Annotated in this window: 25 protein-coding genes, 1 tRNA gene and 1 riboswitch; of the genes, 11 read left to right on the top strand and 15 right to left on the bottom strand. The window is 70.2% G+C overall.

Annotated elements, in window-relative coordinates; genetic code table 11:
* Positions 1 to 691: 691 nt before the first annotated feature.
* Positions 692 to 1,150 (bottom strand): Pycsar system effector family protein, encoded by a 459-nt coding sequence (locus AC1DXT_RS04255; RefSeq protein WP_477060109.1) that lies wholly within the window; start codon positions 1,148 to 1,150, stop codon positions 692 to 694.
* 191 nt (positions 1,151 to 1,341) lie between these two features.
* Between AC1DXT_RS04255 and AC1DXT_RS04250 the strand changes: the two genes are divergently transcribed.
* The 3 genes from AC1DXT_RS04250 (at position 1,342) to AC1DXT_RS04240 (ending at position 5,167) form a co-directional block, all read left to right on the top strand.
* Positions 1,342 to 2,259 carry a hypothetical protein gene (locus AC1DXT_RS04250; RefSeq protein ID WP_477060108.1) on the top strand — a complete coding sequence of 306 codons (918 nt, stop codon included), beginning with the start codon at positions 1,342 to 1,344 and terminating at the stop codon, positions 2,257 to 2,259.
* 96 nt (positions 2,260 to 2,355) lie between these two features.
* Entirely contained in the window at positions 2,356 to 3,171 is an 816-nt protein-coding gene (locus tag AC1DXT_RS04245) for an adenylate/guanylate cyclase domain-containing protein (RefSeq protein WP_477060107.1), read from the top strand.
* A gap of 4 nt (positions 3,172 to 3,175) precedes the next feature.
* Positions 3,176 to 5,167, top strand: coding sequence for an SIR2 family protein (locus AC1DXT_RS04240; RefSeq protein ID WP_477060106.1), 1,992 nt, complete (start codon positions 3,176 to 3,178; stop codon positions 5,165 to 5,167).
* Positions 5,168 to 5,220: 53 nt separating this feature from the next.
* Here AC1DXT_RS04240 and AC1DXT_RS04235 read toward each other — a convergent pair whose 3' ends face one another.
* The 4 genes from AC1DXT_RS04235 to AC1DXT_RS04220 form a co-directional block, all read right to left on the bottom strand.
* Entirely contained in the window at positions 5,221 to 5,805 is a 585-nt protein-coding gene (locus tag AC1DXT_RS04235; protein ID WP_477060105.1) for a hypothetical protein, read from the bottom strand.
* An 87-nt stretch (positions 5,806 to 5,892) separates the two neighbouring features.
* A complete protein-coding gene (locus tag AC1DXT_RS04230) occupies positions 5,893 to 6,264 on the bottom strand; it encodes a hypothetical protein (RefSeq protein WP_477060104.1) in 372 nt (123 codons plus the stop codon).
* A gap of 391 nt (positions 6,265 to 6,655) precedes the next feature.
* Positions 6,656 to 6,728 (bottom strand) — tRNA-Arg (locus AC1DXT_RS04225).
* A 64-nt stretch (positions 6,729 to 6,792) separates the two neighbouring features.
* Positions 6,793 to 8,088 carry an MFS transporter gene (locus AC1DXT_RS04220; protein WP_477060103.1) on the bottom strand — a complete coding sequence of 432 codons (1,296 nt, stop codon included), beginning with the start codon at positions 8,086 to 8,088 and terminating at the stop codon, positions 6,793 to 6,795.
* A 134-nt stretch (positions 8,089 to 8,222) separates the two neighbouring features.
* On the opposite strand from AC1DXT_RS04220, the gene AC1DXT_RS04215 reads away from it, so the two are divergent.
* From AC1DXT_RS04215 to AC1DXT_RS04205, 3 genes are read left to right on the top strand one after another with little or no spacing between them, the layout of a single operon-like run.
* Positions 8,223 to 9,095, top strand: coding sequence for a hypothetical protein (locus AC1DXT_RS04215; RefSeq protein ID WP_477060102.1), 873 nt, complete (start codon positions 8,223 to 8,225; stop codon positions 9,093 to 9,095).
* 29 nt (positions 9,096 to 9,124) lie between these two features.
* A complete protein-coding gene (locus AC1DXT_RS04210; RefSeq protein WP_477060101.1) occupies positions 9,125 to 9,583 on the top strand; it encodes an OsmC family protein in 459 nt (152 codons plus the stop codon).
* Positions 9,583 to 10,323, top strand: a complete 741-nt coding sequence (locus tag AC1DXT_RS04205) for a hypothetical protein (RefSeq protein WP_477060100.1) — start codon at positions 9,583 to 9,585, stop codon at positions 10,321 to 10,323. Before AC1DXT_RS04210 ends, AC1DXT_RS04205 begins: the two co-directional genes overlap by 1 nt.
* 3 nt (positions 10,324 to 10,326) lie before the next feature.
* Here AC1DXT_RS04205 and AC1DXT_RS04200 read toward each other — a convergent pair whose 3' ends face one another.
* Positions 10,327 to 11,316: an aldo/keto reductase gene (locus AC1DXT_RS04200; protein ID WP_477060099.1), complete on the bottom strand. Its 990-nt coding sequence runs from the start codon at positions 11,314 to 11,316 to the stop codon at positions 10,327 to 10,329.
* Here AC1DXT_RS04200 and AC1DXT_RS04195 point away from each other — a divergent pair.
* From AC1DXT_RS04195 to rocD, 3 genes are all read left to right on the top strand, one after another.
* Positions 11,315 to 11,818: an SRPBCC family protein gene (locus tag AC1DXT_RS04195; RefSeq protein ID WP_477060098.1), complete on the top strand. Its 504-nt coding sequence runs from the start codon at positions 11,315 to 11,317 to the stop codon at positions 11,816 to 11,818. The two genes, AC1DXT_RS04200 and AC1DXT_RS04195, sit on opposite strands and share 2 nt — an antisense overlap.
* A 105-nt stretch (positions 11,819 to 11,923) precedes the next feature.
* Complete coding sequence (ddaH, locus tag AC1DXT_RS04190; RefSeq protein ID WP_477060097.1) at positions 11,924 to 12,769, top strand: dimethylargininase; 846 nt, start codon at positions 11,924 to 11,926, stop codon at positions 12,767 to 12,769.
* A complete protein-coding gene (rocD, locus tag AC1DXT_RS04185; protein ID WP_477060096.1) occupies positions 12,766 to 13,974 on the top strand; it encodes an ornithine--oxo-acid transaminase in 1,209 nt (402 codons plus the stop codon). Before ddaH ends, rocD begins: the two co-directional genes overlap by 4 nt.
* A 240-nt stretch (positions 13,975 to 14,214) precedes the next feature.
* Here the strand turns inward: rocD and AC1DXT_RS04180 are convergent, their stop codons facing one another.
* Positions 14,215 to 15,357 carry a CAP domain-containing protein gene (locus AC1DXT_RS04180; protein ID WP_477060095.1) on the bottom strand — a complete coding sequence of 381 codons (1,143 nt, stop codon included), beginning with the start codon at positions 15,355 to 15,357 and terminating at the stop codon, positions 14,215 to 14,217.
* A gap of 188 nt (positions 15,358 to 15,545) precedes the next feature.
* Here AC1DXT_RS04180 and AC1DXT_RS04175 point away from each other — a divergent pair, with 188 nt between their 5' ends.
* A complete protein-coding gene (locus AC1DXT_RS04175) occupies positions 15,546 to 16,019 on the top strand; it encodes an Lrp/AsnC family transcriptional regulator (protein ID WP_477060094.1) in 474 nt (157 codons plus the stop codon).
* On the opposite strand, the gene AC1DXT_RS04170 is transcribed toward AC1DXT_RS04175, so the two are convergent.
* The 4 genes from AC1DXT_RS04170 to AC1DXT_RS04155 form a co-directional block, all read right to left on the bottom strand.
* Positions 16,016 to 16,954, bottom strand: a complete 939-nt coding sequence (locus AC1DXT_RS04170; protein ID WP_477060093.1) for a universal stress protein — start codon at positions 16,952 to 16,954, stop codon at positions 16,016 to 16,018. The genes AC1DXT_RS04175 and AC1DXT_RS04170 overlap by 4 nt on opposite strands.
* Positions 16,955 to 17,081: 127 nt before the next feature.
* Entirely contained in the window at positions 17,082 to 17,543 is a 462-nt protein-coding gene (locus tag AC1DXT_RS04165) for an HNH endonuclease (RefSeq protein ID WP_056096423.1), read from the bottom strand.
* 288 nt (positions 17,544 to 17,831) lie between these two features.
* On the bottom strand, positions 17,832 to 18,602 hold the full coding sequence (locus tag AC1DXT_RS04160; protein ID WP_477060092.1) for a C40 family peptidase: 771 nt from the start codon (positions 18,600 to 18,602) through the stop codon (positions 17,832 to 17,834).
* A 2-nt stretch (positions 18,603 to 18,604) separates the two neighbouring features.
* Positions 18,605 to 18,770: riboswitch (cyclic di-AMP (ydaO/yuaA leader) on the bottom strand.
* A 292-nt stretch (positions 18,771 to 19,062) separates the two neighbouring features.
* A complete protein-coding gene (locus tag AC1DXT_RS04155; protein WP_477060091.1) occupies positions 19,063 to 19,767 on the bottom strand; it encodes an iron-dependent transcriptional repressor DtxR in 705 nt (234 codons plus the stop codon).
* Between the two features lie 128 nt (positions 19,768 to 19,895).
* On the opposite strand from AC1DXT_RS04155, the gene serC reads away from it, so the two are divergent.
* Entirely contained in the window at positions 19,896 to 21,029 is a 1,134-nt protein-coding gene (gene serC / locus AC1DXT_RS04150; protein WP_477060090.1) for a phosphoserine transaminase, read from the top strand.
* Between the two features lie 55 nt (positions 21,030 to 21,084).
* Here serC and AC1DXT_RS04145 read toward each other — a convergent pair whose 3' ends face one another.
* The 4 genes from AC1DXT_RS04145 to AC1DXT_RS04130 form a co-directional block, all read right to left on the bottom strand.
* Entirely contained in the window at positions 21,085 to 21,789 is a 705-nt protein-coding gene (locus AC1DXT_RS04145) for a peptidase (protein ID WP_477060089.1), read from the bottom strand.
* A gap of 103 nt (positions 21,790 to 21,892) precedes the next feature.
* Positions 21,893 to 23,722 carry a DUF4012 domain-containing protein gene (locus AC1DXT_RS04140; RefSeq protein ID WP_477060088.1) on the bottom strand — a complete coding sequence of 610 codons (1,830 nt, stop codon included), beginning with the start codon at positions 23,720 to 23,722 and terminating at the stop codon, positions 21,893 to 21,895.
* A gap of 80 nt (positions 23,723 to 23,802) precedes the next feature.
* Positions 23,803 to 25,134 carry an MFS transporter gene (locus tag AC1DXT_RS04135; protein WP_477060087.1) on the bottom strand — a complete coding sequence of 444 codons (1,332 nt, stop codon included), beginning with the start codon at positions 25,132 to 25,134 and terminating at the stop codon, positions 23,803 to 23,805.
* Entirely contained in the window at positions 25,131 to 25,553 is a 423-nt protein-coding gene (locus AC1DXT_RS04130; protein ID WP_477060086.1) for a MarR family winged helix-turn-helix transcriptional regulator, read from the bottom strand. The genes AC1DXT_RS04135 and AC1DXT_RS04130 overlap by 4 nt, the downstream gene beginning before the upstream one ends.
* Positions 25,554 to 25,594 lie beyond the last annotated feature (41 nt).

Below are 25,594 nucleotides of genomic sequence, written 5' to 3'. Positions count from 1 at the left end.
TCAAGTCAGATGCCCTAGCAGGGCAGTGCCTCAACAACGTCCCATCCCGGGGCTTACGAGGGAAGCGCTCCAACCGGTGAATGATCGCCCGACTACGTGGGCGCACGATCACCACCACCTCGCCAACCCGTCACTTGGTCGATGGCACGGCGTCAGCTGCCGTCGTGGCGAACGGAGCGGATCCGGAGGTCCAGTCAATCGCCGGTGGGGTGGGCATTGCCGAGTCCGTACGCAGCCAGAGCTTCCTCGACGATGGACGTCACGGAGCGATGTTCGCGCTCGGCGCGAGACTCGACGAACACCCGTGTCCTCGGCGTGAGGCTGGCGAGGAGCCCGTCGCACTCGACACCTGCGGGGCATGCCGCGTGATCGTGGCTACCGCCGTTCCTCCCGGGCACTGGGCTACCCATACGCGAAGGTCAATGAGGTCGGCCTACCGCACGCCGCACCGAGTCCTGGGTATCGCCTCACGAGACGATCAGGCGGTGCCCGCCGACCAACGGGCGAGGGTCCCCCTCGCGCCCTCCCCATCGACACGATGGTTGCGGCCCGTACGGGAGCTCGATCGTGGCCGGAGCGCAGCAACGCCAAGTGCACGAAGTCCTGCGCGGTGAGCCGATGCCCCCGCGGCGCGACCCCACATCGTCGACGCTCAGTCGCCCTCGACACCTTCGCGCCACGTCGCTTCCTGCTATCCCACCAATCCAGCGATGAGGAACGCAATGATGGCCAGTGCGCCGCTGACCAACGCGCCACGGACGCACCAATACTTAATGCGCACGATCTGAGCGAGGCGCCAAAGCTGATGCAGCGTGCGTTCGCGGTCGGGCGGGGGTTGGTCGTCGAGCGCGATCGTCAAGGCCGCCGCGGTCTTGTATCGCGCAACGTGCGCCCAGTAGGTTACAAGTTCGTCTTCATCCTCGGTGGTGAACCGCGGCCACAACGCCGCCGCCGCGGAGGCGACGACGCCGAATGCGAGCGTTGCCGCGATCCACCAGACAATCTCACCGTCGGTGCTGTAAGCGCTCGGTCGCCAGTCCCCAGCGAGCAGGCCCCCGAGAACGGCACTGAATCCGATACCTGCAGCTGCAAGCACGATCCCGGCCTTCTGATCCGCGATGGAGATCTCGGCACGTGCCTCAGCGAGCATCTGTGGCTCGATGCTTGAACGTCTGCCCATGTGGCTACCTCCGGGCCGCAGAGTACCCGGCCATCGGCCGGCCCTTGGGCCCAACGGCGGATCAAGAATCGATGAAGAGCGTCGTCAGGCGATGAGCCCTGGCCCGTCGCGGCGATGTCGGTGGTGCCCCGTAGCCTGACTTGGGACGGAAGGAGCTCTCGGTGGACCTCGCAGAACTGCTCGAGGATCTCAACGGCAAGGCCGCGGAGGCACTCAAGACGGTGCCGGACGTAGTCGAGATCAAGGACCCGGGGCTCGATGAAATCCCGAGCCAGGGATCAAACAGGTGGCTCAAGATCCCCTCGGTCGTCGCTGTCATGTTTGACCTGAAGGATTCCACTCACCTTGGAACGGGGCGCCATGACACGTCGACCGCCCGGATCTACAAGACGGCGGTTGAGTCCGCTGTGGCTGTGCTGAACGAGTTCGAGGCGAACTTCATCGACATCCAGGGGGACGGCGGCTTCGGCCTGTTCTGGGGGGACCTTGCGTTTGAGCGCGCGCTCTGCGCCGCGATCACGGTTCGGACTTTTAGCGATGATCTAGTCGCGCAGTACGAGACGAAGTGGGATGACGGCAAGCTCCCGGCCACTGGGTTCAAGATCGGCATCTCCTGTGGCCGGGTACTCGTGAAGCAACTCGGAACACCCCGTAACGTCGATGAGCAGGAAGCCGTTTGGGCCGGCAAGCCCGTCAACTACGCCGCGAAGGCCGCACAGTCGGCAGACCGGCATGAGATTGTCGTCACCGGGTCCATTTGGGACCACTTCCAGGACAACGACTACGTTGCGTACTCGTGTGGGTGCGGTGGCGCTCCGAGTTCGACTCTTTGGAGCGACTTCACGATCGACCGACTGAATGACGAGTACGAAAGGTACGGTCGTATAGTCACCGTTCCATGGTGCGCCTCATGTGGGCCGTCGTTCTGCGCGGCAATCCGTTCCGGCGGGAAGAAGCGTGACGACATTCCCGACCACGTCCGGACACATCTCGCCAAGACGCAAATGGCCTCCGCGCTTGCCTCCAAGGCCCAAGAGTCGCGTGAGCGCAAGAGGCTGCTTGCGAGTCTTCGCAGGTGATGGCACCCGAGCAAAGCACCCTGGCTGATCGGCGGGCGATCAACGCTGGGGCGCAGGCCGCATGTTTCGGCAAGGGTAAGCCTCGCGAAAGAAGCCGTGGAACCCCGCTTTGCGGTCCGGTCGGCGGAGACGACCAAGGGCGGACACGATCTGGTTACATTCGTCGGAGCGAACGAGCAGGTCGGCTCGTGTAGAGGAGCGCGTGTGTACCCAAGCATCGAGGCCACAGTTGGAGACATCATCTCCACTCCGTGGCAGATCACCAACGGCGCAAAGGTTCCCGAAACCGATGACGTGGTCCTCAAAAACGGTGGGCGCCTAGTAGACGCGACGTACCTATACGCCGATCTTGCCGGCTCGAGCAAACTGGCTCAGAGCCTGAATAAGGAAGCAACCGCGAAGATTGTTAAGGCCTATATCAACACCGCGTCGCGAATCCTGAGGAACTTTGACGGTCAGATTCGCAGCTTCGACGGCGACCGCGTGATGGCAATCTTCATGGGCGAGAACAAGAACTGGAATGCCGTGCGCGCGGCTCTAGCCATCAACTGGGCCGTGCTCGAAGTGATTCGTCCGGCGATCAAGGATGGATGGACTGACGGGGCCAACTTCTGCGACATAGGACACGCTGTCGGAGTCGACACGGGCGAGGCGCTCATCGTACGTGGTGGGGTTCGGAACCACAGTGACCTGATCTCCATCGGCGCAGCGCCCAACGTCGCCGCCAAGCTCAGTGACCTTCGCAACCACCACTCCCTGTTCATCACTGATCGCGTCCACATGACCCTCTCCGAGGACCTCCTGACCGACGACACGGGACGTATCAAGTTGTGGTCCCGGATGTCGAACAGCGTGCAGATCGGCGGCACATACACCACAGTCTTCGGCTCCTCAGCCCACTGGGGGGTTTGAAGCCATGACCAGCATCTCGGCGGCCGATGATTCGCTGCTGCCGCTCGCGTTCTCTCTCCACGCGAACCCGGGCGCGTACGCGGCACTGCTTGGCGCCGGCGTCTCTGCCGCTAGCGGTATCCCCACCGCCTGGGGCGTACTGCAGGATCTCACGGCACGCGTCGCAGACGTTTCCGGTGAGGACCCTGGCGGCGATTCGATCAGGTGGTACGAAGATCGGTTCGGCGAGGAGGCGCGGTACGAGACTCTCCTGGAGAAGCTCGCACCCACGCCATTGGCCCGTCAAAACCTGCTGCGCGATTACTTCGAACGGTCTGACGACGACAAGGACACGGACCGGAAGTTGCCGACCGCTGCGCACGTCGCGATCGCTCGTCTGGTCTCCGCCGGAACGATCAGAGTGATCGTCACGCTGAACTTCGACCGCCTGATGGAGCAAGCACTCCGGTCCGAGGGTGTCGAACCCACGGTCGTCGCATCCCCGGCGGACGTCCACGGCCTCGCGCCTCTACACACCCTGAACTGTTGCGTCATCCATCTACACGGTGACTATCTCAACCCGACGTCCATGCTGAACACGACGACCGAACTCGGCACGTACGACCCCGCGACCCTGCACCTACTCACCCGCGTCCTCGAGGACTACGGCCTGATCGTGGCAGGGTGGTCATCCACATACGACCCTGCGCTACGGGCCGCCATCGCGGAGCACTACTCCGGCCGGCTGGCACTTGCGTGGATTGAACCATTCACACCATCTCCCGAGGCCGTTGAGCTACGGACGCTCAGGGGCGGTCTGCTGCTCGAGACCGACGCAGACCGAGGCTTCGGCGCGATCGCGGATGCTGTTGACGCGTTAGCCACTCGTTCGGCCCGCCATCCCCTGACCGTTCCGGTCGCCGTGGACACCGCGAAGCGGGAACTGTCGGGCCGTCGCGTGGCAATCCACGTTCACGACATGCTGAACCGTGAGTTCATCCGTCTTCACGATCACCCGGACTTCAACCTGCCCAACCACCAGGACGACCTCCCGTTCGGCGGGTACGCGGCCATGCTCGCGAGGACTGAAGAGGTATCCCGCGTAGCGGGCGCCCTGATTGCCACCCTGGCCTACTGGGGCGACGCCGCGACAGACCAGTGGTGGCTCGCCGAGCTGGAGCGGTTCGCCGCCCAGCCGCGAGATGGCGGAATGGTCAAGCTGCTTCAGTTGCGTCGGGTGACCGGATCTGTGTTGTTCTACGCCGCCGGCGTGTCGGCGATCGCGTGCCGCCGATTTGAGTTACTTAGTGAGCTCTTGAAACTGCAGCACACCGCTGCGTTTTCGAACCGCAGCGAGCCGTTGTTCACTCTGCTCGACGCTGACCTGACGTACATGGAGACGCCAGGCGGCTCAGCAAGACTCCTGGGAGTCGTTCGACCGCTTCTACGTGAGGCTCTGACGATCACCGAAGCCGCGATCGATGACGCCTGGCAACTCTTCGAGGTCCTTCGCCTTGCGAGGTCCACGCTCGACCACAGGTCGTTCCCGGGCCGAGCCGTCACCCTCAACGAGAAGGAAGCCGAACTGCGCGACACGCAGCAGGCATTCGACACGGGGGAAGCAAAAGGCGGTGACACGGCAAGCGCGCAAAACCAACGAGCGGACGCGTGGCAACAGCGAGACCGTGCGCTGGGTGCGATCGCGAACCTCGTACCCATACAGCGACCACACGTTCTCGCTGTCGACGACGGCCCCGATGATCGCTACCACAACCCCTTGGCTAAGCGCCTCGCGTATGACCTCGACGTTGATGCGGCCAACCACCCGCTCATCACTTCGAACTTCGCCCCGGACTCACGCGAGCTCTCCATAGCTGTGAGTGCAGTCAGCGTCGCGATTGGAAGAGTCGGGAACGAACTCGCGTGGAATCGCCTGCCTCCCGGTGGCGGTGCCGTGGTTCAAGAGGTCTGGCTGGACACCAACAAGACCCCGAACGAAGTGTCGGGTCAGGCTTAACACTGGCAGTTTGAACGTCGTAGGCCTCGTCCTCTACCCGCCAGGTTGGCGATTCATTCGCGACTGCGGCTCCAGCTCAGTGCCACCCCGAGGACGCGGGCGCGACGCTCATCGGGCAGCAACTCGACCCGAAACGCGCCGTTCGCCTGCAAGGGCCCAATCAGGACCTCATTTCCGTCGACGTGTTCCTCGAGGACGAGAAGATCGTGATCGCGCCGGCGAGCCATGGCGACGGAGACGTCGTTCACCCAGCCACTCACCATGAGGAAGACCTCATGCCTCGCGACGAGCACGCGGGATGTGCTGTCAGCGGTCTCGTCGTTGGCGACCGCGGCCAGCGCCAGCGCACCGGCCGCCTCGATCTCTCCCTCGCTCAACCACGGAAAGGGGCAGGGGAGTCCGGCGTCTTCAACCGCGACCGTCGTAAGTCGCTCCAACAGCCAGTCGTTGACTGTGGCGGTAACCAATCGACAGGTCGCGGACGCGAGCAGGGCAGCCGGGTCTGGTTCGCCACCTTCTCGCCGACGCACCCTCGCGGCATTGTCGGCATCGACGATCCGAAGTGCACGCATGTATGGAATGTCTAGCTGGGCTTGGAGCCTGCGCGCAGCCTGCCTTCGCGCGCTGTTGTTCGTCACGGGTCGGACTCCTCTCGCCTTAGCCGGCGGCCCATCACCGAGAAGGCCCGACTGCAGGGCCGCACTTCGGCTCCTCGTCGGCGAGAATCAGTTGCCATTCGATTGTGGCAACCTGACCTTGGGCCGCCTCGAGAGATGAGCTTCTGCCTCGCGAAGCGCCCACAACGCCGCCGTACGCTCGGCAATCAACTCGTCGCGTCGGAGACGAGCTTTCGCGCCAATGCTCAGCAGTTCAGCTTGCAGCCCGGCTTCGTCGACCGGCGCTGCAGGACTGGCTTCGACCGCTCGCAGGCTCACGCTGATCTCTTCGATCGTGAGCTCAACTACGACCACGGCACCCTCGGCCGGCACAGCCAAGCCGGAGGCGTCGTGCTCCGTCCGCGTCGTCCTGACCCGTCGCCCGACAACACGCGTCGGCTCCCAGACAGCCCCCCACCGACCGTCGCTCGGAGCGCTCATGCCGGGAGTGTGGATCAGCTCCTGCTGGGAATCTAGGTACTAGACGTTGTGGCATCCTTGCCCATCCCGATGAACGAGCAGGTCACAAGAGCGCGTCTCAAATGAGATCGAGAAGCGTCTCAAAAGTGTGCGGCGGGAGCGACCAAGGCCGCCCGTGCGACCACCAGGGAAGGTAGCCGCCACCACTGGCGCGGCGTCGCCTCAACCGGCGTGGACCCTGCCGTACCTCACCACACAACTAAGCCAGCGCACGTGCGCCGACCTCGGTGAACGCCGAACCGGCGCCGCACCCCGAGGGCCGGCGTCCGACAACCGTGGACCGAATCCGCCATGTCCCAGCGGAACCGACACCAGTCGCACCGGAGAGCACGCTGACCTGCACCAACACTTGTGCGCCTGGGCAGATTCGAACTGCCGACACCCGCTTTAGGAGAGCGGTGCTCTATCCCCTGAGCTACAGGCGCGCGATCCACGGGGAACGCCCGAGAGCCTACCGAACGCGCGGGCGAACGACCGAAGGCGAACGCCTCACCGGCGCCACCGCAGAACGTCGCGAACGGGCCGCAGGTGCACACCCTCGGCCGCCAGGTCGGTGCGGGCGTGCCGGCGGTGGTGCAGCACCCCCGCGAGCCCGACGAGCCACGGCAGCAGCAGCACCGCGAACGCGACCCGGTAGGCATCGAGGGTGTAGATCGAGGCCCCGGGCGGCGAGACCAGCTGGAGCACCAGCCCGACGGCGAGCACGCCCAGGATCGTCGAGGTGAAGCCGCCCATGTTGACGAACCCCGTCGCCGCCCCGAGTCGGTCCGGGGGCGTGAAGGTCCGCGCGAAGTCGACGCCGACCAGGGAGATGGGTGCCCCCGCGCCGAGGACGACGACGAACAGCAGCAGCTGCCACAGCGGCCGTGGGGTGTCGAAGGCCAGCAGGACCGACCAGGCCACGAACGTGGCGCCGGCCGTCGCGAGGACCGCCCAGCTGCGGCGCAGGGGGTGGCGGGCGGTGAACTGCCCGGCCAGCGGTCCGGTGACCATCGCGGAGACGGTGAGGACGATGAGCAGGAGGCTGGCCTCGCCGGGCGTGCGGTTCTGGGCGGTGACGAAGAACGGCACACCCCACAGCAGCGCCACCACGTTGGCGGAGAACGGGCACAGGAAGTGACTCCAGAACCCCAGTCGGGTGCCGTGCGGGCGTGCCGCCGAGCGGACCGCGGAGAAGAAGCGCTCGGGCGTGGGCGACGACGACACCGCGGAGCGGATGCCGACGAAGGCGACGGACGCCGCGACGACCCCGAGACCCGCCAGCGTCGCGAACGCGACCGTCCAGCCCCGCGAGTGCAGCAGCCACGCCACCGGGATCGCGGAGGCGAGCTGGCCCGCCTGACCGATCAGGCCCGTGGTCTGCACCATCACCGGCACGCGGCGCGGGGGGAACCACTCGGCGACCAGCCGGCACGCGCCGATGAAGATGGGGGCGTCGCCGGCACCGATGAGCACGCGGGCCACGAGGGCCCATCCGACCTCGTCGGAGAGCGCCAGCAGCAGCTGTCCCGTGGCCATCACCAGGGATCCGCCGACGAGCACGGACCGGGCTCCGAACCGGTCGAGCAGCTGGCCCGCGGGGAGCTGCATGCCCGCGTACGCGGTGAGCTGGACCACCGAGAAGAGCGCGAGCATGGTGGCGGACAGCCCGAACCGGTCGATCGCGTCGACGCCCGCCACCCCGAGGGCTGTGCGGTGCATGACGGCCGTGAAGTACACGACGACGGCTGCGGCGAACACGACGCCCGCGGTCCGGGGGGTCCCGGCTGATCGCGTCGTTCGCACGCGGCACGGTACCCCGCAGCGAGCGTCGGCCCGTCGCCGCGCTCACCGAAGAATCACCCCGAACACCCATAGACCTGCACATACCGACGGCGGGACGATCGCGACAGGGGAAAGCTCAGCGGAGGGGGACCGCGATGGCTGCACCGCGCGAGGCCGATCGGGCACGGGAGACGTACCGGCACCTGAGGATGATCCTCGTCGCGCTGGCCGCGTTCCTGCTCATCGGCTCGATCTTCGGGCTCGTCTTCTTCGGCAAGTTCGAGGGCTCCATCAGCGCCAGCTACCTGGGCCCGCTGCGCGACGTGTTCGTGGGCTCGTTCGTCGGCATCGCGGTGTGCCTGGTGGCGTACCGGGGGCGGACGCTGGAGGACTTCGCGCTGAACCTGGCGGGCTTCTACGCGCTGTTCGTGGCGTTCGTCCCCACCGACCTGCAGGACACGCTGCGCGGGATCGACGACGCGGCGGTCCGCGAGCAGATGGTCAACGGCATCCGGGTGTCCACGTGCTCGGTCCTGGTCGCGGCGGTGGTGCTGGTGATCGCCGAGAAGCTGACCGGCAACTGGCCAGGGGACGCGCTGGGCTCCAAGCCGAAGAAGGCGAAGGCGTTCTACCGGCTGTCGTGGGTGCTCGCGGCGGCGTTCGTCGTGCTGCTGCTGTTCCGCATCTGGGAGGGCGACGAGTTCGCCTGGATCCACTACGCGGCGACGTTCCTGCTGATCATCAGCATGGCGGTGGCGGTCGCGTGCAACGGGTGGCCGAAGGCGGCGGGCGAGGACGATCTGCCGGACCAGCCGCTGTACAAGTGGATCGCGGTGGGCATGACCGCGGGCGGGATCGTGGTCGTCCTGGTGGCGCAGTGGCTGTTCCGGGGGTACCACGTGGCCATCGCCGAGTGGTTCGAGATCGCGCTGTTCCTGGCGTTCTGGGTGCGCGAGACCGTCCGCAACTGGGACTTCCCCGCCAAGGCCGCGGTACAGGCACCGCAGGTCCCCGCCGTCGACGCGTGACCTCCAGCCCCGCGTGGCAGGATCGCGGGATGACGACGGAGCAGAAGCCAGCGCCCGACATCACCAAGAACGCGGGCGACACCGAGCTGTGGGTCGAGCGCACGGGCAAGCGCCTGTACACCGGCCGCAACTCGCGCGGGGCCGAGGTGCTGATCGGCAGCGTGGGCGTGGAGAACGTGTTCAGCCCGGGTGAGCTGCTGAAGATCGCGCTGGCCGGCTGCAGCGGGTTGGCGGCGGACGCCAAGCTGAGCCACTACCTGGGCGACGACGTCGACGTGACCATCAAGGCCTCGGGTATGAGCGACACCGAGGAGGACCGGTACCCCGCGATCGCGGAGGAGCTGGTCGTGGACCTGAGCGCGCTCGACGTAGCCACCCGCGAGCGCCTCATCAACCTGGTGCACCGGGCCATCGACTCGCACTGCACGGTGGGTCGCACGCTCGACGCCGGCGCCACGGTGCAGCTGACGGTCACCGGAGAGCGCTGATGCCGGCCCTCGTCGAGGCGGCGCTGGCCAAAGCGGTCACCATCCCGTCCGCCACCATCCACGCGCACGTCGACTCGTTGCGCCGCCGGAACCCGGAGGCGACGCCCGAGCAGCTGGTGCGCCTCCTGGAGAAGGAGTACCTGCTGGTCGTGCAGGGCGCCGGCGGTGCGGTGGGCGCCTCGGCGGCGGCTCCCGCTGTGGGCACGGGCGTCGCGCTGGTGCTCACGGCCAGCGACGTGGCCACGTTCTTCGCGGCGTCGGCGGCGTTCTCGCTCGCGGTGGCCAGCGTGCACGGCATCGAGGTCGAGGACTCCGACCGGCGTCGCGCGCTCCTGCTGACCACGATCCTGGGCGACTCCGGCGGCAAGATCATCACCGACGGCGCCGAGCTGACCAGCGTGAGCGTGGCGCGCGCGTTGCTGACCCGGATGCCGATGGCGACGGTCCGCAAGGTGAACACGACGATGACGCGCCGGCTGGTGCGCACGCAGCTGACCAAGCAGACGGGCCTCGCGGTCGGGCGGCTGATCCCGTTCGGCATCGGCCTGGTGGTCGGGGTCGCGGGCGCTCGGGCGCTCGGCAAGAACGTCATCGAGGGGGCGCGCAAGGCGTTCGGTCCGCCGCCGCTCACGTTCCCGAAGGTGATCGAGATCGCCGGCCCGAACGACGTGCCCGTGATCCTGCCCGCCGAGCCCAAGCGGCTGACGGGCAGGTTCAAGCGGATCGGCTCGAAGAGGTAGGTCCTACCAGCGCGCGTGCACGTGCTGGCGGATCCGGCCGTCGTAGATTCCGCGGAGCCCGCCGAGGGTCTCCTCGTCGACCGGCTCCAACGCCGCGGCCGCGGCGTTCCCGACCGCCTGGGCGGCTGAGCGCGCGCCGGGGATGACGACGGACACGCCGGGCTGGTCGATGATCCAGCGCAGGGCCAGCTGCGCGGTGGTCCAGCCGGGAGGCGTGAGCGACGCGACCTCGCGCGCGGCCGCGACGCCGACCTCGAACGGCACCCCGGCGAACGTCTCGCCGACGTCGAACGCCTGGCCACCGCGGTTGTAGCTCCGGTGGTCGTCGGCCGCGAACTGCGTGTCCTCGTCGTACTTGCCCGACAGCAGTCCCGACGCCAGGGGCACCCGGGCGATGATCCCGACGCCCTCCTTCTGCGCCAGCGGGAGCACCTGCTCGAGCGGCTTGCGGCGGAACACGTTGAGGATGATCTGCACGGTCGCGACGTGCGGGCGGACGATCGCCTCGAGCGCCTCGTCGACGGTCTCGACGGAGACGCCGTAGGACGCGATCCGGCCCTCGTCGACCAGCACGTCGAGCGCGTCATAGGTGGACTCGCGGCGGAACACCTCGGTGGGCGGGCAGTGCAGCTGCACCAGGTCGAGGGTGTCGACGCCCAGGTTCTCGCGCGAGCGGTCGGTCCAGGCGCGGAACCACGAGAGCGTGTAGGCCTCCGCGGTGTGCGGGTCGGCGCGGCGGCCCATCTTCGTCGCGACCGTGATGCCATGGTCCGGGCCGCGGGAGCGCAGGAACGTGCCGATGAGCTTCTCGGAGCGGCCGTCGCCGTAGACGTCGGCGGTGTCGAGGAACGTGACGCCGGAGTCGACGGCGGCCCCCAGCACCGACAGCGCGGCCTCCTCGGTGACCGATCCCCAGTCCGCGCCGAGCTGCCAGCAGCCCAGCCCGACCACTCCGACCGACCGACCCGTACGTCCCAGAACCCTCGTCTCCATGGACAGCGACGTTACCCGCGCGGACGATGGCCAGGTGACGAGCATCCCGATCGACGCGGTGGTCCGTTCCTTCCCGGTCGACGCGGCGACGGCGTGGGACCTCGTCACCGACCTGCGCAACCACGAACGGTGGATACCGCTGACCCGGGTGACGGTGGACGGGTCGAGGGTGACGGCGGTCTCCGGCCCCCTGGCCCGGCGCGGGTTCCCCGGCCTGAAGGACGTCATGACGATCGACCGGTACGACCCGCCGAGCGTCGACGAGCCCGGCATCGCCACGTACACCAAGGTCGGACGCGTGCTCAAGGGCCACGCGAGCATCGTCGTCGTGCCGGCGGGACCGTCGTCGAGCCGGGTGCTCTGGAGCGAGGAGGTCTACCTGGCCGGCCCGCTCCCCCGGCGACTCACCGGCGCCGTGCTCAAACCGTTCCTCGGCGTCATGGTGCGGTACGCGTTGATGCGCGCACGGAACGAGGTCCGCGCAACAGATCGCAACTCGTAGCCGGATCTGCGCAACGGATCGTGCCCCAGCGCGCAATCCGAGATGAACGGTCTGGGCCGTACCGACTCGTACCCTCGTGGGAACGACACGCCACGAGGAGCCTTCATGACCCCGACCGCCCCCGGACGTACCGATCGCCGCTACCTGATGTGCGAGCCCGTCCACTACACGGTGTCCTACGAGATCAACCCGTGGATGGACAAGACCCGGTTCACCGACGCCGACCTCGCGGTCCGTCAGTGGCGCACCCTGCGCGACACGTACCTCGACCTCGGCCACACCGTCGAGACGATCGACCCGATCCCCGGCCTGCCGGACATGGTCTACGCGGCCAACGGCGCCACCGTGCTGGACGGCGTCGTGTACTCCGCCAAGTTCCGCTACGCCGAGCGCCAGCCCGAGGGTCCCGCGTACCAGAAGTGGTTCGCTGACCGCGGCTACGTCACGCACACCGCCGCCGAGACCAACGAGGGCGAGGGCGACCTGCTCGTCGTCGGCGACCTCGTCCTGGCCGGCACGGGCTTCCGCACCGAGCGGTCCGCGCACGCCGAGCTGCAGGAGCTGTTCGGCCGCCCGGTCATCTCGCTCGACCTGGTCAGCCCGCACTACTACCACCTCGACACCGCACTGGCCGTGCTGTCGAGCGACCCGGCCGACCCGCAGATCGCCTACTACCCGCCGGCGTTCTCGGCCGGCTCGCGCGCGGTCCTGCAGCAGCTGTTCCCGGACGCGGTCGAGGCCACCGAGCGCGACGCGGTCGCCCTGGGCCTGAACGCGGTGTCCGACGGCTACAACGTGGTCGTCGCGCCCGGTGCCATGGACCTGGCTGCGGCGATCGCCGAGCGTGGCTACAACCCCATCCCCGTGGACACCAGCGAGCTGCTCAAGGGCGGCGGCGGCGCCAAGTGCTGCACGCTCGAGATCCGGCCCGCCTCCGGTTCCGGGCGATGACTCTCGTGGAGGTGGCCCCGGCGTCGGTCCTGGCCCCCAACTACCACCCGCTCCCGGTCACCCTGGTCGACGGCCTGGGCTCCTGGGTCACCGACGACGAGGGCAACCGCTACCTCGACCTGCTCTCGGGCTACTCGGCGCTGAACTTCGGCCACCGGCACCCGGTGCTCACGGCCGCGGCGCACGCGCAGATCGACAAGCTGACGCTCACGTCCCGCGCGTTCGACCACGAGCTGCTCGAGCCGTTCGCCGCGCGGCTGGCCGCCCTGATCGGCCCGCTCGTCGCCGGCCCGCCGATGGTCCTGCCGATGAACACGGGTGCCGAGGCCGTCGAGACCGCCATCAAGGCCGCCCGCAAGTGGGGCTACGACGTCAAGGGCGTGCCCGCCGACCGAGCGACGATCATCGTGGCCGACGGCAACTTCCACGGCCGCACGACGACGATCGTGTCGTTCTCCACCGACCCCGACGCGCGCCGCGGCTTCGGCCCGTACACGCCCGGGTTCCGGGTGGTGCCGTACGGCTCCGTCGAGGCGCTGCGCGAGGCCATCGACGAGACCACCGTCGCCGTCCTCCTGGAGCCGATCCAGGGCGAGCAGGGCGTCGTCGTCCCGCCCGACGACTACCTTCCCGGCGTCCGCGCGCTCTGCTCGGCGAACGACGTCCTGTTCATCGCCGACGAGATCCAGTCCGGGCTCGGCCGCACGGGCACCACGCTCGCGTCCGAGCTCTGGGGCGTGAAGCCGGACCTGGTCACCCTGGGCAAGGCGCTCGGTGGCGGGGTGCTCCCCGTGTCGGCCGTCGTCGGACGTGCGGACGTGCTCGGCGTGCTCACCGCCGGCACCCACGGGTCCACGTTCGGCGGCAACCCGCTGGCGTGCGCGGTCGGCCTCGCGGTCGTCGGGCTGCTGGAGACCGGGGAGCTGCAGGCGCGCGCCACGACGCTCGGGCTCGAGTGGGGCGCCCGCCTGGACGCGCTCGTCGACGCCGGTCTGCTCGCCTCGTCGCGCCGCGTGGGCCTCTGGGCGGGGCTGGACGTGGCCGAGGGCCGCGGCACCGGGCGTCAGCTCTGCGAGCGCCTCCTGGCCCGCGGCGTGCTGGCCAAGGACACCCACGGCAGCACGATCCGGCTGGCTCCCCCGCTGACGATCTCGTCGGAGGACCTGAACCTGGCCACGGACCGCCTGACGGACGCCCTGCGCTGACCACCCCAACCCGGTTCCGTCCGCACATCAGCGCGCCCGGGCGACCGAATGTGCGGACGCCCACCGGTGGGTGCCGCTGCGTCCGCACATCAGCGCGTCTGGGCGACCGAATCTGCGGACGTCCGCACTCGTGGGGGCTGGAACCCGCCGGAGTGCGGACGCACGGGGCCCACACGCACGACGTCCGCACTCGTGGGGGCTGGGACCCCCTCGAGTGCGGACGTTGCGGCTGCAGAAGGGCTAGCTGAAGCGGACTGCGCCGAAGAGCCAGCCGTTCAGGCTCGCGCCGCCGACGGACATGCTCGACACGTCGGTGCGGCGCATCTGGGCGTCATGACCGGCGGACCGCGACCAGGCGGAGACCATCGAGGACGCGGAGCCGTTGCTCACGCAGGCCACGATGTTGTCGCCACCGGAGTGCCAGATGCCGCCCGCGTTGGCCATGGTGATGGCGTGGCTGACCAGGCTGCCGCTGCGGGAGACCGACAGCTGCGAGAGCCCGAGGGACGCGCGGTAGGCGTTGATGGCGGAGCCGATCGCCGAGACGCTCGACTCGCCGGCGCCGGATCCCCCGGAGCCGCTGCAGACCTTGCCGCCGCTGGGGATGCCGGACGACGGCGCGACCGGCGCGGGGGCCGAGGCCGTCCTGGGAGCGGTCGAACGGGACGTGGTCCGCGTCGGGGCCTTGGCTGTGGACCGGGCGGCAGCAGCCTGTGCGGCGGCGGCAGCGGCTGCCTGCTCCGCGGCGATGCGGGCGGTCTCGGCGGCCTGCCACGCGGCCTGCGCGTCGACGGCGGCCTTCTCGGGTGCGGCAACCCCGGCGACCAGCGAGCGCAGGGACGCGAGGCTGACGTCGGGTGCGGTGAGGGCGGCACCCACGGCTCCGGTGGCGCTCGCGAGGGCGGCACGGGGGGCGTCGCCCGCGTTCGGCACGGCGGCGAGGGTGGCGTTGGCGTGGTCGACGGCGGCCTGGGCGCTCGTCGCGGCGGCGGTGCGGCTGGCGACGTAGGCGGTCTGCGCGACGACGACGTCGGTCTGGCGATTCACGACCGCGTCACGCGCGGCGGCCAGCACGGACTGGTCCACGCGGAGGTCGGCCTCGAGCGCCTTGGCCTGGGCCGCCTGGGCGCTCTGATCGGCGGCGTACACGCCACCGCCGGCGGCCACGGCGAGCGCGACACCGGCGGCGAGGCCGATCCACACGGATCGTCTGACCGCCACGATCCGGGCGGCGGTCTCCTCGACGAGCGGGGACGGCGCGGTGCGCTGGTGCGGGACATCGACCTGGTGGGGGACATCGTCGACCACCGGCACGGGTGCACTGATGACCGACGGTCGCTGGCTCGGCACGACGTCGAGCAGCTTCTTGGTGTCCTTGACCACGTCGCCTCCTTCGGGGACCCCGGCACGGCTGGCGCGAGTGGGGCTTCCACTCATCTCGGCATGTCGGGAGTCCGCCTTGAGGCCACATGCCCCTTTTTGTCAATCACCCGTTCGGACCAGTACGCGGTGCACATTGCCATTTTTCTGCGGCTAGCACCAATCGGCGCGCGACCGACGATGATGTGACCGTGACCGACGACTCCGGGCTGGACGCCCTCGACACCGCCATCCTGCGGGTGCTCGCACTCGATGCCCGGGCCACGTTCGCGCAGGTGGGAGAGCAGGTCTCGCTCTCCGCGCCGGCCGTGAAGCGACGCGTCGACCGGCTGCGCGAGCGGGGCGTGATCCGCGGTTTCACCGTCCGGCTGGATCCGGCGGCCATGGGCTGGCAGACCGAGGCCTTCGTCGAGCTGTTCTGCCAGGGCTCCACGAGCCCGGCGACCATGCGCGCGGCGGTCGAGCACTATCCCGAGGTGGTCGCGGCGAGCACCGTGACCGGGGACGTGGACCTCATGGTGCAGGTGCGCGCGCGGGACATGCGGCACCTGGAGCGCGTGGTGGAGAGGCTGGCCGCGGAGCCGTTCGTGGCGCGCACCCGCTCGACCGTGGTGCTCTCGGCGCTGGTCCGCCGCCCGGACGTACCGCCGGCCCCGGAGGGCTAACCGGCCACGGCCTCCTCGGTGGCGCACCGGTTGGTGACCACCATGACCGGGCAGTCGGAGTGGTGCAGCACCGCCTGGCTGGTGGAGCCCAGCAGCAGCCCGGCGAACCCGCCGCGGCCGCGCGAGCCGACGACGATCAGGTCGGTGGCCACCGAGAACTCCGTGAGCAGCTCTGCGCCCGTGCCGTCCAGGGCGATCCGCCGGACCGTCACGTCCGGGTGCTCGGCCAGCGCGCGGTCGACCACCACGTGCAGTCCCTCGGTGACGTCCCGCAGCACCTGCTCGTGGTCCACCGTGGCCGGCAGCCACGCCAGCACACCGGTCATCGAGCCCACGGGCACGCCCGCGACGGCGGTCAGCTCGGCGCCCCACGCCTCGGCCTCCCCGATGGCGTAGCGCAGCGCGTGCTCGGCCTGGGGGGAGCCGTCGACGCCGACGACGATGCGCTTCACCGGGCGCGGCGCCGGGATGGGGGCGTCGTCGGGCAGGGTCCGGCCGGCCTCGCGCAGGGGCACGACGACCGTCGGGCAGTACGCGTGCGCAGGCAGGGCCGACGAGACGGTGCCGAGCAGCCGGTCCGCGAACCCGCCGCGCCCGCGCGTGCCGACGACGGCGAGCCGGACCTGGTGCGAGAGGTCGACGAGCACGCCCGCGGCGTCGCCCGTGAGGACCTTGGCGGTCACCGGGATGCCCAACGGCGCGATCCGCTGCGTGGCTTCCGCGAGCACCGCCTTGGCGCCCTCCTGGATGGCCGTGTCGTCTAGCGCCGCATATCCGCCGTCGAGCGAGGCCGCGGTGAACGACGGGAGGGAGTAGCTGCAGATGAGCCGGATGCCCCAACCGTGGGTCTTGGCCTGCGCGGCCGCCCAGTCGAGCGCGTGCAGGCTCGCCGCGGATCCGTCCACCCCGACGAGGACCACATCGTCACGCGTCATCCGGAGCCTCCGTGCTCGTGCCGAGCCCACCGTGCGCTCGTCCCAGTGTCTCCCACCGGTGCGCCGATGCACCCGCGAGTAGCCGGAATGATGCCATACGTTGGTGGATTCTTGACGAAGATGAGGTTCAGGCAACCACGTACTGGGACCACAGCGGCTCGGACCGGACCGACGTGGTGCCGAACGCCACCGACCACCGCGGGGCGCGGGGGACGAACGGCAGCTCCCAGCCGATCTCGTGCAGCAGCCGGTCGGCCTTGCGGTGGTTGCACCGCACGCACGCGGCGACGACGTTGGTCCACTCGTGGCGGCCGCCGCGCGAGCGTGGGTTCACGTGGTCCACGGTGTCCGCTCCCCCGCCGCAGTACGCGCAGCGGTGGTTGTCGCGCTGCAGCACCGTGCGGCGGGTGGGGGGCACCGGGCGGCGCACCGGGACGTGCACGTAGCGCGTCAGGCACAGGACGACCGGGAGGGGCACGGACACGTGCTCGGAGTGCAGCAGGCGACCGTCGGTCTCGAGGACGGTCGCCTTGCCGGACATGACGAGCACCACGGCGCGCCGCAGGCTCACGATGCACAGCGGTTCCATGCTGGCGTTGAGCAGCAGGGTGCGTGCTCCGGACGCGATCAGCCCTGGTGAGCCGACCTCGGTGGCTGCCCCACCGACGGCCTCGGTGGACAGCTTCGACGCATTCATGAGCACGGCGTTCTCCCGACCTCGGGGGTCGAACCGGCTGGCTGCCGGCCCGGCGAAGCGAAGCAACAGCGTGGTGCACGGCCAGAGTACGCGCCGGTCGGTGCGGAGGGCCGCAGGAAACCGACGAGGCCCCGACGACATCGATGTCGTCGGGGCCTCGTCGTGGAGCGTGGTTCGGTGTCAGCCGATCCGGATGAAGACGGGCGAGCTCTGCCAGATGTCCCGGAACTGGATCGTCTTGCCGGGGCGGGGCGAGTCGATCTGCTGGTTGCCGCCGGCGTAGATCGAGATGTGGCCGGGGCTCCAGATGAGGTCACCAGGCTGGGCGTCCGCCCGCGAGACGATGGTGCCCGCGGCCTTCTGTCCGGCCGACGTGCGCGGCAGGGTGATACCGAGCTGCGCGAAGACGTAGCTGGTGAAGCCGGAGCAGTCGAAGCCGGCCGGGGTGGTCCCACCGGAGAGGTACGGCGTGCCGACGTAGCGGGCCGCGATCTCGAGGACCGCGTTGCCGGAGACCGACGACGGGGCCGGTGCGTTGGCGACGGCGGCGGTCGTGGTGGCGGTGGTGGCACGCGTGGTGCTGCGCGAGGCGGCGGCCTTCACCTTGACCGGCGGCGGGGGCGGCGGCGTCTCGGCCGTCACGACCGGGGCGTCGAACGTCCACGCGGCCTCGACCGGGGCGGTCACGACGGGGGCGGTGTTCAGCACGGCGCGGGCCGAAGCCGTCAGCGCTGCGGTGTCCACGGCGGGAAGTGCGCCCGCGTCACCACCGGGGGCGGCAGTGGCGGACGAGCCGAGCATCGAGACGATGAGGCCCGACGATGCGGCCACGACGGCAGTACGGCGTCCGACGGTGCCCATCTGGTCCGAGGCGGCTGCAGCAAACTCGGTCAAGGGCGTCGATGGACGGCGCGCCGCACGATGGCGGGCGCGAGTGGTGCTCACGGTCACGCGTTGCCTCTCCTGATGCCTACGAGGTCAGCTGTCGGGTTCGGGTGGGAGAACACCCGGCCGTGTCCCCGATCGAGATCGGATCTCCGGCTTCACCCCAAGGACACCGAACTTCCGGTGCCCGCAATTGGGTCCCCCGCCCCTGCCGGCGGTCAGTGCGGACCTCGTGGCGGCGGCAGGGTTAGGCGTTCCGCTCGAGGGCTTCTCCGGAGGAGGGTTCTGGAGAAGCAGGTCGAACGTACAGGACGTCCGCCGCGATTGTCACGTTCCGATCACGGAAATCTCCGCTCGTGTAGGACACCCGTCCTGGACGCGTGGTCCAAACTCCGAGGTGACCTGCAAAGACGCCGATCAGAGGCGTGGGAGCGCGCGCACAGGTCACACTCCCGGGGGATCACGAAGATCACGGTCGTGCGGGAGACAGCGCCCCCAGGGGCCGTCCAGGGGCCTCTCAGGCGGGTCAGCGGGCCCCGACGAAGATGTGCCGCGCGACGTCCTCGGGCAGGTCCAGGACGGTCTCCGACCCCGGCGTGGACACCGTCACGGTGCCGAGGCTGCGCTCGATGACGATCTCCTGGTGCGGCAGCACGCCGGCCTCGGCCAGCCGCGCGAGCAGCTCGACGTCCACCTGCAGCGGCTCCGCGATGCGGGCGACGACGGCCCGCTCGACCCCGTCGGCCCCCGGCTCGCCGCGGTAGGTCACCAGCGACGTGACGCCGTCGAGGAAGCTGACGTGCGTGGTCTCCTCGCCGATCTCCCCCAGGCCCGGGATCGGGTTGCCGTAGGGGTCGAAGTGGGGGTGGTCCAGCAGCGACGCGAGCCGCTTCTCCACCCGCTCGCTCATCACGTGCTCCCAGCGGCAGGCCTCCTCGTGCACGTACGGCCACTCCAGGCCGATGACGTCCGTGAGCAGGCGCTCGGCCAGCCGGTGCTTGCGCATGACGCGGACGGCCTTGCTCATGCCCAGCTCCGTCAGCTCGAGGTGGCGGTCGCCGGTGACGACCACCAGCCCGTCGCGCTCCATGCGCGCCACCGTCTGGGAGACCGTGGGCCCCGAGTGCCCCAGCCGCTCCGCGATGCGGGCGCGCAGGGGGGTGATGCCTTCCTCGGTGAGCTCGTAGACCGTCTTGAGGTACATCTCCGTCGTGTCGATCAGGTCGCTCACTGCAAGGCCTCCCGCGTCGGGTCGTCGTCGCGCGGAGGCCCCAGCCGGGATGGGGCGCGCGCTGTCACAGATTAGTTGGTCGAGCCGACAGTCGGGGTCGAGGTCCACGACCGCCTATCCTCGGCGACGTGCCCGATGCTCACGAGATCACCATCCCCGCGCACCTGCTGCCCGTGGACGGCCGCTTCGGTTCCGGCCCCTCGAAGATCCGGCGCGCCCAGGTGGACGCGCTGGCCGGCCCCGCCGCCGAGCTGTTGGGCACCTCCCACCGGCAGGCTCCCGTGCGGGCGCTCGTCGGACGCGTGCGCGCGGGCCTCGCCGCCCTGTTCGACCTGCCCGAGGGCTACGAGATCGTGCTGGGCAACGGCGGCTCCACCCTGTTCTGGGACGTGGCCACCCTCTGCCTGATCGAGGACCGGGCCGCGTTCGGCACGTTCGGCGAGTTCGGCGCCAAGTTCGCGGCCGCCGCGACCCGCGCCCCGTTCGTCGGCGAGCCCGTGGTCACCCGCGCGGCGCCCGGCGGCGTGGCGGTGCCGGCCTTCGCCGACGGTGTCGACGCCTACGCGTGGCCGCACAACGAGACGTCCACCGGAGTCGCCGCGCCCGTGCACCGGGTGGCCGGCTCGCACGCGCAGGGTGCGCTGGTCCTCGTCGACGGCACGTCGGGCGCCGGGGGTCTGGCGGTCGACGTGGCGCAGACCGACGTCTACTACTTCGCGCCGCAGAAGTCGTTCGCGTCGGACGGGGGCCTGTGGCTCGCTGCCGCCTCCCCCGCCGCGATCGAGCGCGCCGCCCGCCTCGAGTCGAGCGGGCGGTGGATCCCCGAGTCGCTCTCGTTCACCACGGCCGTGGCGAACTCCCGGCTCGACCAGACGCTGAACACGCCGGCGATCGCGACCCTCGTGCTCCTGGCCGAGCAGCTCGACTGGATCCTCGGGAACGGTGGCCTGGCCTGGGCCGCGCACCGCACCGCGACGTCGGCCGGCCACCTGTACGGCTGGGCGGACTCGCGCGACTGGGCGACACCCTTCGTCACCGACCCCGGGCTGCGCTCGAACGTCGTCGGCACCATCGACCTGGACCCGGAGATCGAGGCGGCGACGGTTGCTCGTGTGCTGCGGGCCCACGGGGTCGTCGACGTCGAGCCCTACCGGAAGCTGGGCCGCAACCAGCTGCGCGTCGCCATGTACCCGGCGGTCGAGCCGGACGACGTGCTGGCCCTCACCGCCTGCATCGACCACGTGGTGGACCAGCTCGTCTGAGCATGGGCCCGCCTCCCGCGGTCAGCGCGGGAGGCGGAGTCGGTGTGCTTGGGGGTCAGGCCGTCGGACGGCGGCGGCGGGCGATCGAGACGAGCGCCACGGTGAGCGCGCCGACCAGGACGAGTGCACCGCCGGCCAGCAGCAGCGGCTGGGCCTCCGAGCCGGTGGCGGAGAGCACGGCGGCCGTCGGGTTGTCGACCAGCACCTCGCTGTCCTCCGGGTCGGTGTTGCAGGAGGGGGTCGACGGCGGGTAGGCGACCGTGACGGTGGCCTCGGGGTTCACCTGGAACATCACCTGCACCGAGGGGCGCACCCAGTCGAACTCGTCGCCCTCGACCCAGGACCCGTCGGTGAGCTGCGTCCAGCCGGGCCAGTCGATGCCGCGACCGTCGGGACCGACCACGGCGCCCGGCCAGTTGACCGTTCCGCTCAAGGGCTGGTCGGCGTAGACGACGTCCGGACCAGACGGGTTGACGAAGGTGACCGTCGCCGTGGTGTTCGGCGACCCGATGACCTCGAGCGCGTACTTCAGCTTGGGCACGTCGTTGTCGCAGATCGGTGCCTGGATGAGGACGTTGAGCTGGCAGGCGCGCGGGGCGCCGTAGCCGTCGACCTTGTCGATGCACCCGTAGACCGGCTCGGCCGTCGAGGACACGGAGGGCGACGGGCTGGGGCCCTCCGCCGAGGAGGGCAGCGCGCCGGCGAGGGCGACGAAGACTGCGAGGAACGCGACGACCGCGCCCCGTACGAGCCTGACCATGATCGTGCCCCTGTCGGCTAATCGGACATTTCGGTCCCCATTGTGTCCTGCCTGCACCCGTTTACACATGGGCATAACGGGTGATTTCGGACGTTTCGCCCGTTCACTCTCCCGGGGAGCACGTGGCCGTGATCAGACCCGGGCTGGTGAGCGTGGGCGTGGTCCAGACGTCGACCCGGCCGTCGCGGACGGGCACGTCGAACCGGTAGGTCTCGCGCGCGCCGGGCTCCAGCCAGGAGGTCACCACCTGCACGTTGCGGCCGGCCGACTGCCCGGTGCCCCCGGAGACGGCGCCGTCGTTCCGCCCGAGCGCCTCCAGAGGGGCGCCGACCGGCGCGTACACGGTGATGTTGGTCGCGAGCCACCCGGTCGGCAGCGAGGTGAAGCTCCACCCGGTGACGTACCGCGGGAACGTCGCCACCTCCGCGGGCGGGCGGTAGTCGAGGTCGAGGCGGACCGTGGCGGTGGGCTCCGGGCCGTCGCAGCGCAGGTTCTCGACCGTCAGCGCGGTGCTCAGGTAGTAGCCGAGCTTGCCCGCGGTCCCGTCGTTGAGGAACACCCCCGTGGCGTCCGGGAACGGGCCGGTGAGGAACGCCGCACCGACGCTCGTGGCCACCAGCCTCTTCTGCTCCTCCGGGTGCGCCGACCACATCCGCAGCCGGCCCTCGGCCCCCGCCCGGGCCAGCGCGTCGACGACGGCCCGGGAGTCGCCCTGACCGGCACCGACCGCGCGGAAGATCGTCGACGCGACGCCCGTGTAGAAGGCGTCGCCCGCGGCCGCGTCGTCGCCGAACGTGAGGTAGGCGTCGCGCAGCAGGACCTGCACGACGTTCCCGGCGTCGATCTGCTGGCCGCTCGGCTCGGTGACCGCCCCTGTGGCGCCGAGCAGGTAGGAGACCGCGACGGGGTCGGTGGCGATGACCCCGTCTACGTGCGTGCCGATGTCCCGCTCCCAGCGGGCCGTCAGCAGCTCGGCGCTGCGCGGGAAGTCGGGGGTCATCACGGCGTTCTGCACCCACCGGCCCAGCCGGTCGGTGTCGAAGCGCAGCTCCTCGTCGCTGAGCGGCAGGATCGAGGTCTCGATCCCCGGCAGGTCCGCGGTGGTGCGCTGCTCGGTGAGGTCGATCGTGCCGTTGTCGGCCTTCAGCACGGCGAACGCGCCGACGATGCCGCCGGCGCTGCGCAGCTCCGAGGAGTTGAGCGAGACCAGGAGGTAGGTGCGGGGGCCGTCGACGCCGAGCATCGGCGGCAGGAGCGCCGCCACCTGGGCGCCGGCGTCGAGCGCACCCGTGACCTGGGCCATCCCGTCCTGCAGCTGGGTCACCGGGCCGGCGAGCTGCGGCACCAGCGCGTCGGTGTCGATCGCGGCCACCGCGGCCTGCGCGGCGTGGGCGCTCGCGGCGGCCGCGGCGATGTCCGGGGCGGCCTCGACCAGGGGGGCGAGGTCGATCCGCCCGTCTGTGCCCCGGGCCTCCTGGGCGTGCAGGACGTCGTCGATACGCCCGATCGCCGGGAGCGCGTCGCGCACCACGTCGTCGAGCGACACGGAGACCACCCGCACGGCCTCGAGCTGCGCGCCCACCCAGGGCACGTGCTCGGCCACCCGCCACACCGGGTCCGATGTCGCCCGGCGCGCGGCCGCGAGGTCCGCCTGGACCTCGGGGAGTCGGGCCTCGATCTGCTGCGTGTCGCCGTCGCCGACCACGCTGCGCAGGTCGACCACCACGTCCTTGGCGGAGAGCAGGGCGGTGCCGGCCTGGTAGCCGCGGAACGCCAGCCAGCCGGCGGCGGCCACCAGCACGACGAGGACGACGAGGACGCCGAACGCGATGCGGCGGGCGGTCAGGCGGCGGCGTCGGGGCGGTTCGGTGGTGGGCTCGTCGCCGGGCGCGGTCGCCTCGGGCGCGCGCGGTTCGTCGACGGTGGCACTCACCCACCGATCGTGACATCCCGGACATCTCGGACGACATGCCTGGGCGCTCTCTTCACCCGAGCATCCACCCGGACGGCGGCTCAGGCGGCGGTCTGGCGGTCCGCGGCTTCCTGGGTGGCGAGCCGGGCGGCGGTCTCCGCGCGGCGGTCGGGCAGCGTCGGGTACAGCACCTCGAGGTGGGGCCGGGAGCGCACGTGGTACCGCACGGTGACGTCCCACTTCTTCCACGCCCACAGCGCGGCGCCGGTGGCGACGAGCAGCGCGGAGATCGAGCCGATGCCGATGGCCCACCGCGGGCCGTACGTCTCACCGATCCACCCGACGATGGGCGACCCGATGGGCGTCGCGCCCAGGAACACCATCATGTACAGAGCCATGACGCGCCCCCGTACGGCGGGGTCGGTGCTCAGCTGGATGGTCGCGTTGGCCGCAGTCATCATGGTCAGCGACGCCAGCCCGACGGGGATGCAGGCGATCGCGAACGCGACGTACGTGGGCATCAGGGCCATCACGCCGGTGGTGATGCCGAACGCGAACGCGGCGCCGATGACCAGGCGGACGCGGGGCCGTTCCCGCCGGGCCGCCAGCAGAGCACCGGTGAGCGAGCCGATGGCGAGCACCGACCCGAGGATCCCGTACTCCCCCGCGCCCTTGCCGAACTCGCTGCGCGCCATCATGGCGCTGGTCAGCTGGAAGTTGAGGCCGAACGTGGAGACCACACCGACGACCACCATGATCACGAGGATGTCGCTGCGGCCGCGCACGTAGGCGATGCCCTCGCGCAGCTGGCCCTTGGCCCGCGCGGTGGTGGGCATGGGGCTGAGCTCGGACGTCCGCATGCGGGTGAGCGCGAGGATCGTCGCGAAGAACGTCACCGCGTTGATGAGGAACACCCAGCCGGTGCCGACGGCCGCGATGAGCAGGCCCGCGACGCCCGGACCGATCAGCCGGGCCGCGTTGAACGACGCACTGTTCAGGCCCACCGCGTTGGCCAGCTTGGACGCCGGCACCAGCTCCGCGACGAACGTCTGGCGCACCGGTCCGTCGATGGCGGTGACGCACCCGAGCATCAGCGCGAACAGGTACACCTGCCACAGCTGCGCGTGGCCGCTGAGGACCAGGACACCCAGCCCCGCGGCGAGCACCCCCTGGCCCACCTGCGTGGCCATGAGCAGCTTGCGCCGGTCCACCCGGTCCGCCAGCAGGCCGGCGTACGGGGACAGCAGGAGCACCGGGGCGAACTGCAGGGCGGTGGTGATACCGACGGCCACGCCCGACTCGTCGGTCAGCTCGGTGAGCACCAGCCAGTCCTGGGCGACGCGCTGCATCCAGGTGCCCACGTTCGCCACCAGCGCCCCGGCGAACCACAGCCGGTAGTTCCGGAACTTCAGCGAGGAGAACGTGGGACTCATGAGGCGGCGATCCTCCGCAGCAGCTCGGCGGCGTCGGCGAGCAGCGTGCGCTCGTCCTTGGTCATCTTGCTGAGGCGCTCAGCCAGCCACGCGTCGCGCCGTCGGCGGGTCTCGTTGACCTCGGCGACGCCGGCCTCCGTCAGGGTGACGACGACCTGCCGGCCGTCCGTCGGGTGCTCCGACTTGGCGACGAGGCCCAGCTCCACCAGGCCGTTGACCGTGCGGGTCATCGACGGCGGCTGGATCCGCTCGCGCTCGGCCAGCTGCCCCGGGGTGAGGGGGCCGTCCTTGGTCAGCCACGCCAGCACCGTGAACTGCGGGTCTGTCAGGCCGGCCTCGCCGCGCTCTGCCCGGATGCGCCGGGACGCCCGGCCGACGGCGATACGGAGCTCACCGGCGAGGGCAGAGGCTGAGGGCATGATCCTTACTCTAACTCATTACCTTGCGTAAGGAAACTTGC

The organism is Cellulomonas sp. P1_G12_2 (assembly GCF_056405535.1).
This window is presented reverse-complemented; position numbering and strand designations above follow the sequence as displayed.